Source organism: Pseudonocardia sp. ICBG601 (assembly GCF_020496245.1).
This window is the reverse complement of the sequence record NZ_JAHLJA010000227.1, coordinates 1-9,395: the sequence shown is the minus strand read 5'-3', so window position 1 is coordinate 9,395 and position 9,395 is coordinate 1. Positions and strand designations below refer to the sequence as shown.

Sequence of the window (9,395 nt, the reverse complement as noted above, 5' to 3'; positions counted from 1 at the left end):
CCGGGACGACGGCCGCTGGCGGGTCGCCGGGGCCGCGCTGCTGTTCGTCGGCGGGTTCACCGTCGTGTTCGGCGCGATCATGGTCGGCGTCGTGTGGCTGTCCGACGTCCTCATCGACAACGAGGCGCTGCTGCAGCGCATCGGCGGCGTCGTGATGATCGTGATGGGGCTGGCGTTCGCCGGGGCCATCCCCGCGCTGCAGCGCGAGTACCGCTCGCACTGGACGCCGCGGGTCGGCCTCGCGGGCGCCCCGCTGCTGGGCGCGGTCTTCGGCCTGGGCTGGGTGCCCTGCATCGGACCGACGCTGGCCGGGGTCGTCGCCGTCGCCGCGGCACCGGGGGCGGCTCGGTGCGCGGGATCGTGCTGATCCTGGCCTACTGCGCCGGGCTCGGGATCCCGTTCGTGCTGATCGCGCTGGGCGCGACCCGGGCGGTGCGCGCGCTGGGCTGGCTGCGCCGTCACACCCGGGCGGTGCAGATCGCCGGGGGAGCGCTGCTGGTCGCGGTCGGGGCGCTGCTGGTGTCCGGTCTGTGGTCCCAGTGGCTGGTCGCGCTGCAGGTCTCGATCGCCGGATTCACCCCGCCGATCTGATGAGCTCCCCGCCGCAGGCCCCACCGCAGCCGTCCGTGTCGACACCGGACGGCGGCCCGCCGCCGTCGCAGCGGCCCGGGCCGCTGGTCCGCGCGCTGGCGTTCCTGCGCAACACCTGGCGCGGGCTGACCAGCATGCGCACCGCGCTGGTGCTCCTGTTCCTGCTCGCGCTGGCGGCGATGCCCGGGGCCCTGCTGCCGCCGCCGCGCTCGCTGAACGCGTTCCTCGTGGACGACTTCTACCGCGACAACCGACCATCGCGCCGGTGATCGACGCGGTCGGCGGGTTCGAGGTGTTCGCGAGCCCGTGGTTCGCCGCCATCTACCTGCTGCTGATGATCTCGCTGGTCGGCTGCGTGTTCCCGCGCACCGCACCGGCGAGTACCTGCGCTCGGTCCGCCAGCCCCCGGTGATGACCCCGCGCAACCTGGCGCGGCTGCCGCACCACGCCGAGGGCGACACCACCGCCGGCGTCGACGACGAGCTGGCCAGGGCCGCGGCGGCTGCTGCGTGGCTGGCGCACCGTGGAGCGCACCGAGGACGACGGCTCCCGCACGATCTCGGCGGAGAAGGGGTTCCTGCGCGAGACCGGCAACCTCGTCTTCCACCTCAGCCTGATCGGCATCCTGCTCGGCCTGGCCGGCGGGAAGATGTACGGCTACGAGGGCGACGTCATCGTGCGCGCCGACGGCAGCGAGTTCTGCAACAGCTCGATCCTCGGCTACGACAGCTTCCGCGCCGGGCTGCGCGTCGACGGCACCGACCTCAACGACTTCTGCGTGAAGGTCGACCGGTTCGACGGCACCTGGCTGCCGAACGGCCAGCCGTCGACCTTCGGTGCCTCGGTCGGGTACCAGACCGGGCAGGACGTCCGTGACGGCGTCAGCACCTGGCGTCCCGACGAGATCGCGGTCAACCACCCGCTGCGCACCGACGGCGACCGCGTCTACCTGACCGGATACGGCTACGCCCGGAGTTCACGGTGACCTGGCCGGACGGGCAGAGCCGCACCGGCGAGGTCCAGTGGCGTCCGGTCGACCAGTCCGGCACCCAGCTGTCGGAGGGGGCGACGAAGTTCGAGCGCCCCGGCATCACCGACCCGGAGCAGCGGCGCACCACGCAGCTCGCCGTCACCGGGACGTTCGCGCCGACCGGCGCGGTCGACCCCGAGGGCAGGCTGGTGTCGGTGCACCCGGACCTGCGGTCGCCGACCGCCGACGTCGATGTGCTCCTCGGCGACCTCGGCATCGACGACGGCCGCGGCCAGTCGATCTTCAGCGTCGACCAGAGCAAGATCGACGACGGCGAGCTGCGCTCCGTCGCCACCGCGCGGCTCGGGATCGGCGACACCACCCGGCTGCCGGACGGCACGGTCGTCCGGTTCGACGGCGTCACCCCGTGGGTGAACCTGCAGGTGGGCCACGACCCCGGCCAGTCCTGGGTGCTGGCCGCGGCGGTGCTGATGGTCGGCGGCCTCGCGCTGTCGCTGTCGGTCACGCGTCGCCGGTTCTGGGTGCGGGTGACCACGCGCGACGGTGGGGGCGCGCGCATCACCCTCGGTGGTCTGGCCCGGACCGACCGGGCAGGCTACGGCGAGGAGTTCGACCGGCTCGCGACCGAGCTGCTCGACCCGACGGACAAGAAGGACGGTTAACCGGAGATGCTCGTCGACCCGATCACCGCGATGTGGAGCGACCGCCTGTTCCAGGCGACGCTCGTCGTGCTGCTGCTGGCGCTGGTGTTCGCGTCGCTGGAGTACGCGGCCCGCGTGTCGCCAGGGCCTCCGCCCGGCAGTCGGAGCCCGCCCCGGTCGGGGCGGGGTCCACGGCGGTCGCCGCGCCCGAGGAGCCCCCGTCCGACGACGGCCGCCGCTCCCGCGCCGACCGCTACGGCCGGATCGGCATCTCGCTGATGGTGCTGGCGTTCCTGACCCACCTCGGGTCGATCGTGCTGCGCGGCTTCGCCGCCTACCGGTGGCCGCTGGGCAACATGTACGAGTTCACCTCGGCGCTGTGCCTGATGGCCGTCGGGGCGTGGCTGGTGCTCGTGCGCCGGCACCCGGGGCTGCGGCCGGCCGGGGTGTTCGTGCTGACGCCGGTCGTGCTGCTGATGTTCGTCACCGGCACCGTGCTCTACCTCGACGCCGGCGCCGGTCGTCCCGGCCCTGCAGTCGTACTGGATCATCATCCACGTCACGACGATCACGCTGGCCTCCGGTCTGCTGCTCGTCCCCGGTGTGGCGAGCCTGCTGTTCCTGGTCAAGCGGAACGGGAAGCCGGCGTCGTGGGCCGCGAAGCTGCCGTCGGCGGAGTCGCTCGACCGGCTGGCGTACCGCGTGACGGTGCTCGCGTTCCCGCTCTACACCTTCGGGATCATCACCGGCGCGGTGTGGGCCGAGGCGGCCTGGGGCCGGTTCTGGGGCTGGGACCCGAAGGAGACCGTCGCCTTCGTCGCCTGGGTGCTCTACGCCGCCTACCTGCACGCCCGGGCCACCGCGGGGTGGAAGAACTCCGGCGCCGCGGCGTGGATCAACACGGCGGGCTTCGCCACGATCGTGTTCAACCTGTTCTTCATCAACATGGTGGTCGCCGGGTTGCACTCGTACGCGGGGGTGTGAGGCGCCTCGACCACCGGGTTCCGCCCGGCTACCGTCGTTTCCCGTGAGTGAGAACGGTTCCGGCGAGCAGCCCGACGGGTCGGTGGGCCGCTACGTGCGGGAGCGCTGGGCCACGACGGAGTCCCCCGGCCGGTCGTTCGGACGGCGCAGGCGGACCGGCGGTGACGACGCTGCGGAGCCGGCCGCCGAGCCCGGTGACACGCCGCCGCGGACCCCGACGGCCGCCGAGCGCGCCGCGTCGGCGCCCGCCCCGGGCCGCGCGGCCATCGGCACGCAGACCCCGCCGGCGGGCTCGGCGTGGGGCAGCGAGCTGCCCGAGATCGACGACGACCTGGTCGACGAGATCGACCCGTCCACCCCGCCGCACGGGATGGACCTGTCCGCCCTGCGCGAGACCCCGCGCCCGACCACCCCCGCCGGCACCGCGGCGGCCGCGGACGCCGAGGAGGAGGAGCCCGCCCAGGCCTCCGCGGGCGACCCCCGGCACCGGCGCGACGACGCCTCCCCGGACCCGGGCGTGCACGACCACGGCCGACGACACCGGCCTACCGGGCCTCTACCGGCCGGGGGCGGGCACCGACTCCGAGCCGTGGTGGGCGGTGCCCGCCTCCGCGGTGCCCGACGACGATCCCGACGCGGACCTCATCTGGCGTGCCGACCGGTCCGGGGGGCGCACGGCCGCCGGCGCCGGCGACCGCGCCCCGACGTCCGGGGACGACTCCCCGGCGGCCGCGCCCGACTCCCCGGTCCGCTCCTCGGCGGCCGACCCGGACCCCCGGACCGCTCCTCGGCTGCTGCAGCCGACTCCCGGGACCGCTCCTCGGTCGCTGCATACGACTCCTCGGACCGCTCCGCGCCCGCCGGTACGACGGACGGTCGTGCCGCCGCCGTGGCGCACCCGGATCCCACGGGTCGGTCCCACCCTGGTGCGGCGGGTCCGGCGCCCACGGATCCCGCGGGTCCGGGGCCCGCGGACCCCGCGGAGAGCCGTGGCCGCGCGGCGCGGGGCGGGTATCAGCCGTACGCCGAGCCGGCCGCACCCGGACGTGGTGCCGCGGCTCCCACCGAGGGGACACGGGAGCCGCCGGAGCCGCCCCGACGCCCCCCGCCCGGCCCGGGACCCCACGGACGGATCGTTCCCGTGACGACCGGTCCCGTGACGACCGGTCCCGCGACGACCGCCGCCCCCGTCAGACGGACCGTCCCTGGCGCGCGGCGTGGGACGACGAGTCCGCGGAGACCGGACCCCAGCGCACCCTGACCCCGCCGCGCGGCCGCCGCAGACGGGGGTGAAGCGGCCCCGCTGGACGGCCCCGAGGCGATCGAGGCCCGGGCCGCGCAGCACCGCCGCAGCGACGAGCCGCACGGCGGGCTGGACCTCGCGCCGTCGCGCATGGGGCACGGTGGCGCGGGGCGTCCGCCGACGAGCGGATGGCGGCGCTGGGTCTACGTGCTCACCGGCGGCCTGGTGAACCCGGGGGAGAGCCCCGCGGAGCTGCACCGGCGCGACCTCGTGGCCCGCGCGAACCGCCCGCTGATCAGCTCGCACAAGATCGCGATGCTGAGCCTCAAGGGCGGGGTCGGGAAGACGACGGTCACGCGACCCTCGGGGCGACGTTCGCGTCGCACCGCGGCGACCGGGTGGTGGCCGTCGACGCCAACCCCGACCGCGGGACGCTGAGCCAGAAGATCCCGTTGGAGACCACCGCGACCGTCCGCCACCTGCTGCGCGACGCCGACCGGGTCCGCCGCTACAGCGACGTCCGGGCCTACACCTCACAGGGTGTGTCCCGGCTCGAGGTGCTCGCCAGCGAGCAGGACCCGGCGGTGTCGGAGGCGTTCAGCGAGGACGACTACCGGCGCGCGGTCGACCTGCTGGAGCACTTCTACAACCTCGTCCTGACCGACTGCGGCACCGGCCTGATGCACTCCGCGATGTACGGCGTGCTGGGGATGGCCGACCAGATCGTCGTCGTGTCGTCGGGCTCGATCGACGGGGCCCGCAGCGCCTCGGCGACCCTGGACTGGCTCGACGCGCACGGCTACGGGGCGCTGGTGCGCAACGCCGTCGTCGTCATCAACACCGTCTACCGGCGGGGGACCGGTGGCGGGGTGGACCTCGACCGCGTCGCCGAGCACTTCTCCGGACGGTGCCGGGCCGTGGTCAAGGTGCCGTTCGACCCGCACCTGGAGGAGGGCGCGGAGATCGACCTGGACCGCCTGGAGGAGGCGACCCGCACGGCGTTGCTGGAGCTGGCGGCGGCCGTCGCCGACGGCTTCCCGGTCTGATCCCGGGCCACGGACGGGCCTGGCGACGCCCGATATGTGAGCGGAGACACCGAAGGGCGGTCCGCCCGGTCGGGGGGACCGCCCTTCGGTAAAGGCGTCTTGGTGGAGGTGCCGGCCGTGCGAACCCGCTCAGGGACGCTCGGGCGGGTCCTCCTGGTTGCGGACCTTCTCGTCGAGTTCACGCAGGAAGTCGGGGTCGTCGTCGGGGCCGGTCGCCCGTGGCTTCTCGGGCCGCTGGCCCGATGACCAGGGGAACTCCGCGCGCGGGATGCGGTCGGAGACCACCTGTTCGGACCGCAGGGTCCGCACGAGCAGCACCGCGACCACGGCCGCGCCGACGAGAAGGATCAGGAAGAACAACATCAGGCCACCTCCGCTGTCCAGCCTAGCGAAGGTGGCCTGACGTACGGGTGAAGTCGAGACCCTCACCCCATGTGCGTGGTCCGGATCAGCGCAGGCCGCTGTTCGCCTCGCTGGTGAGGTCGGCCAGCAGGCCACGGACCTCGGACTCGCGGAACCGGCGGTGTCCGCCCGGCGTACGGATCGAGCCGATCCGCCCGGCCGACGCCCAGCGGGTCACGGTCTTGGGGTCGACGCGGAAGAGCGTGGCCACCTCACCCGGGGTGAGAAGTCGCTCGGGTGCCTGAGTCGGAGCTGCCATGGGGATCCTCCCGAAGTGCACGTGGAGTATGTGTCACGGTGCTCGCCGGAGGCATCCGGCCGGGTACCGCTCTCTCTTTCCGGGCCATCGTGACACCACAGACCCCGGGTACTCGAACGGTGTTGTGTGGGTAAAGGGTTCTTAAAGGGCAAAGCCGGTGAACGAGTCGAACCGGACAGCCGGGGGCATCCGGGGAGGGACCGCCACCCGGTGGGGTGGCGGCGATCCGGACGTCCGGTGCCGAGCCCGGGCGGAACCGGGCAGCCGCGGCCCGGCCGGTCCGGCCCGTACCCTGGTGGCCATGACGTCTCCGACCCCGCCGCAGGCCGCGGCGCCGGAGCGTGCCGGTGAGCCCGGGCTGGCCACCACGGTGGCGCTCTACACGCTCGCGCGGCTCGGTCTGCTCGCCGTGATGACGGTCGTCCTCGCGCTGATCGGTGTGCCGTGGCTCGTCGCGCTGCTCGTGGCGCTCGTCGTGGCACTGCCGCTGTCGATGGTGCTGTTCCGCGGGCTGCGGGAGCGGCTGGACCGGGCGATCGCCGCGTCGACGGCCCGCCGGTCGTCCGAGCGGGCGTCGCTGCGTGCCCAGCTGCGCGGCGACGTCGGCCCGCCGCCGACCCCTGTCACACCCGCCGAGCCGGCCTCCCCGTCGGCCGACACGTCCCCGTCGGCGACGGAGCACCGTCCACCGCGTCTCCGTCCGGCGCGTCTCCGTCGGCGCTTCCCCGTCTGCCGCGTCGCAGTCGATCGCTGACGGCGCTGACGGCGCTGACGGCGCTGAGGCGTCCGCCGGGTCCGACCCGGCCCCGTCGGCGGCCGACGGCCCGGCCCGCTGACGGTCGGAGGGGCCCCGGCCCGCCGGCCGGTCGCGCTCCGACGTGTGGGCCCGCGGGCCCCTTCCCGGGACGGATCGCCCCGGTACGGCCGACCGCCGTACTCCGACGTGCGGATGGCGCGCCTCGGTCCGGGGACGGATCGATCCGCCGGCGGTGTCGGGACCGGTCTCAGCCGAACGCGAGCCCGACCGCCACGGCCACGCCCCAGGCCAGCAGGAGCAGGCGGTGTCCTTGAGGACGGGGATGAGCGCGGGGCCCTGGCCCCGCCGAGCACGATCCGCACCGGCCGCACGGCCGCGGGCAGTGCGAGGAGCGCCAGCAGCACGCCGCGGCCGGTCGAAGGCGGCACCGACCGCGACGACGAACGGCACCAGCACCAGCGCGAGGTAGAGCAGCCGGGTGCCGCGGTCCCCGAGCGCACCGCGAGGGTGCGCTTGCCGACGACCCGGTCGCCCGGGATGTCCCGCAGGTTGTTCGCGACGAGCACGGCGCAGGTCAGCAGCCCGGCACCGACCGCGGCCCCGACGGCGGCGGCGTCGACGCGCCCGGCCTGGGTCACCATGGTTCCCAGCACCGCGACCGGGCCGAAGAACACGACCACCGCGACCTCGCCGAGCCCGGCGTAGCCGTAGGGCCGCGATCCGCCGGTGTAGTACCAGGCCCCGACGATGCACAGGCCCCGACGAGCAGCAGCCACCACTGGCCGAGACCGCCGTGAGCACCAGCCCGGCGACGGCCGCGATCCCGAAGCAGGCGAACGCCGCGGTCTTCACGATGGCCGGTTCGGCGGCCCGGGAGCCGACCAGCGCTGGGGGCCGACGCGCTCGTCGTCGGTGCCGCGGATGCCGTCGGAGTAGTCGTTGGCGAAGTTCACCCCGATCACCAGCGCGACCGCCACCAGGAGGGCGAGCAGTGCGGAGCCGGGAGCGACGGCGCCCGCGCCGAGCGCGGCGCCGGTCCCGACGAGGACGGGGGAGATCGCGGTGGGAAGGGTGCGCGGCCGCGCACCCTCGACCCACTCTGCCGTGGTGGCCACCCCGGAAACCTATCCCGCCGCAGGGCCGTCCCGCCGGAACCGTCCCACCTCACAGCCACACCCCTGGGCCGGTCGCCACACCCGCTGCAACGGGTGTGAGGACTGGCCAGGGGTGTGGCTGCGGACCCGGGAGGTCAGGGGGTGCCGGAGGGTGCGCGTTGGGCCGAGCCGGGCATCACGCGGGCGGCCTGGCTGGCGCCGTCGGGGACGTCGCTCGTGGGTGCTGGCGTGGGGGTGGATCCGCCGGGGCCGGAGCCCCGGTGCCCGGCCGGTCCGCCCCGGAGGGGTGACGGTGCGGGGCGGCCGGAGCGACGCCTGCCGGGGCGGAGGGGTGGCCGGAGCCGGTGAGCCGGCCGCCCCGGCGGACCGCCGGGTGCCGGAGAGATCGCGGACCCGCCGGGTCCCGGAGAGGTCGCGGACCCGCCGGGCGCGGGGGAAGCCGCGGGCCCGGCGGGGCGCCGCCGGAGCAGCGGAGCCGGCGGCCGCCTGAGCAGCGGTGCCGCCGGACGCGGCGGGAGCAGGAACCACCGGACGCGGCGGGCGCAGCAGACCCACCAGGCGCAGCGGAGGCGCCGGCGCGGACGGCGCAGCGGGCGTGGGCCGGCGGCAGAGGCGTCGGACGGAGTGGGCGCGGCGGGCGCGGCCGGGGCGTCGCAGGCCGGGACGTCGCCCGGCAGCCCGGCGAACGCCGTCGTCGGGAGGTACTGGCCGTCGCCGATCCGGACGAACGCGCCCGAGGTGCACTGCACCGGCACCTCGGTGGCGTCGACGGCGATCCCGACCGACTCCGCGCCGGCCTCGGGACGGGCGAGGATCTGCACGTCCGGGGCACCCTCGGTGCGGATCGCGGACAGCCGCTGCGACCCGGTCCACAGGTAGTCGACCTGGACCTGCGAGTTGTCCTTCAGTCCCAGGACGTCCCAGAAGATGCCGTCGCCCAGGTCGATGCCCGCCGGGTTGGCGACCTTGCGGCCGAACTGGTCCTTGCCGCCGTTGTGCCCGTTGCGCGCGGCCGCGGCCTGCGGCACGCCCTGGGGCAGGTCCTTCCACATCTGGCGCTGGTTCGACGGGTTCCAGTAGTCGTCCTTGGTGTTCCACGGACCGATGTCCCACACCGGGGCGATCGCGCAGCGGCCCGTTGGGGGCGCAGACCTTCACCGAGTAGTCGGTCTTGCCGTGGCCGAGAGCGCCCGACGCGACGGCAGCGCGACGAAGCGGTCCCGGTTGACGATCTTGTGGCCGTTCGCGGTGGTGCCGCCGACGAGCCCCTCGCGGGTCGCGAACACCGAGTAGCTGCCGCGGAGCGGCCTCGGTGAGCCGCTCGCCCCGGCGCCTGCGCTCGGCGTCGCGGTGAGGGTGACCTCCC

Annotated in this window: 5 protein-coding genes and 6 pseudogenes; 5 read left to right on the top strand and 6 right to left on the bottom strand. The window is 75.1% G+C overall.

Features of this window, described 5'->3' with window-relative positions; genetic code table 11:
• The 3 pseudogenes from KPL57_RS62500 to ccsB form a co-directional block, all read left to right on the top strand.
• Nucleotides 1-591, top strand: a pseudogene (locus KPL57_RS62500) (cytochrome c biogenesis CcdA family protein); the annotation flags it as partial.
• A pseudogene (locus KPL57_RS62495) lies at nt 591-2,244 on the top strand (cytochrome c biogenesis protein ResB). The pseudogenes KPL57_RS62500 and KPL57_RS62495, both read left to right, overlap by 1 nt.
• A 6-nt stretch (nt 2,245-2,250) precedes the next feature.
• Nucleotides 2,251-3,207: pseudogene (ccsB, locus tag KPL57_RS62490) on the top strand (c-type cytochrome biogenesis protein CcsB).
• Between the two features lie 90 nt (nt 3,208-3,297).
• Here the strand turns inward: ccsB and KPL57_RS62485 are convergent.
• Complete coding sequence (locus KPL57_RS62485) at nt 3,298-3,564, bottom strand: hypothetical protein (protein WP_226359130.1); 267 nt, start codon at nt 3,562-3,564, stop codon at nt 3,298-3,300.
• Between the two features lie 532 nt (nt 3,565-4,096).
• Here KPL57_RS62485 and KPL57_RS73570 point away from each other — a divergent pair.
• A pseudogene (locus tag KPL57_RS73570) lies at nt 4,097-5,496 on the top strand (AAA family ATPase).
• A gap of 129 nt (nt 5,497-5,625) precedes the next feature.
• On the opposite strand, the gene KPL57_RS62475 reads toward KPL57_RS73570, so the two are convergent.
• Both KPL57_RS62475 and KPL57_RS62470 read right to left on the bottom strand, forming a co-directional pair.
• Entirely contained in the window at nt 5,626-5,859 is a 234-nt protein-coding gene (locus KPL57_RS62475; RefSeq protein ID WP_020622554.1) for a hypothetical protein, read from the bottom strand.
• An 85-nt stretch (nt 5,860-5,944) separates the two neighbouring features.
• Nucleotides 5,945-6,157, bottom strand: coding sequence for a BldC family transcriptional regulator (locus tag KPL57_RS62470; protein ID WP_043276768.1), 213 nt, complete (start codon nt 6,155-6,157; stop codon nt 5,945-5,947).
• Nucleotides 6,158-6,458: 301 nt separating this feature from the next.
• On the opposite strand from KPL57_RS62470, the gene KPL57_RS62465 reads away from it, so the two are divergent.
• Nucleotides 6,459-6,911, top strand: a complete 453-nt coding sequence (locus KPL57_RS62465; protein WP_226359137.1) for a DUF4229 domain-containing protein — start codon at nt 6,459-6,461, stop codon at nt 6,909-6,911.
• 250 nt (nt 6,912-7,161) lie between these two features.
• Here KPL57_RS62465 and KPL57_RS62460 read toward each other — a convergent pair.
• The 3 genes and pseudogenes from KPL57_RS62460 to KPL57_RS62450 all read right to left on the bottom strand — a co-directional run.
• Nucleotides 7,162-8,029 (bottom strand): annotated as a pseudogene (locus KPL57_RS62460) (1,4-dihydroxy-2-naphthoate polyprenyltransferase).
• Nucleotides 8,030-8,163: 134 nt separating this feature from the next.
• Entirely contained in the window at nt 8,164-9,144 is a 981-nt protein-coding gene (locus tag KPL57_RS62455) for a hypothetical protein (protein ID WP_226359136.1), read from the bottom strand.
• A 39-nt stretch (nt 9,145-9,183) separates the two neighbouring features.
• Nucleotides 9,184-9,395: pseudogene (locus tag KPL57_RS62450) on the bottom strand (hypothetical protein); the annotation flags it as partial.

Excerpts from the sequence above, each read along its gene's own strand:
- KPL57_RS62465 (WP_226359137.1), top strand. The coding sequence starts at position 6,459 with ATGACGTCTCCGACCCCGCCGCAGGCCGCGGCGCCGGAGCGTGCCGGT.
- KPL57_RS62470 (WP_043276768.1), bottom strand. The coding sequence starts at position 6,157 with ATGGCAGCTCCGACTCAGGCACCCGAGCGACTTCTCACCCCGGGTGAG.
- KPL57_RS62475 (WP_020622554.1), bottom strand. The coding sequence starts at position 5,859 with ATGTTGTTCTTCCTGATCCTTCTCGTCGGCGCGGCCGTGGTCGCGGTG.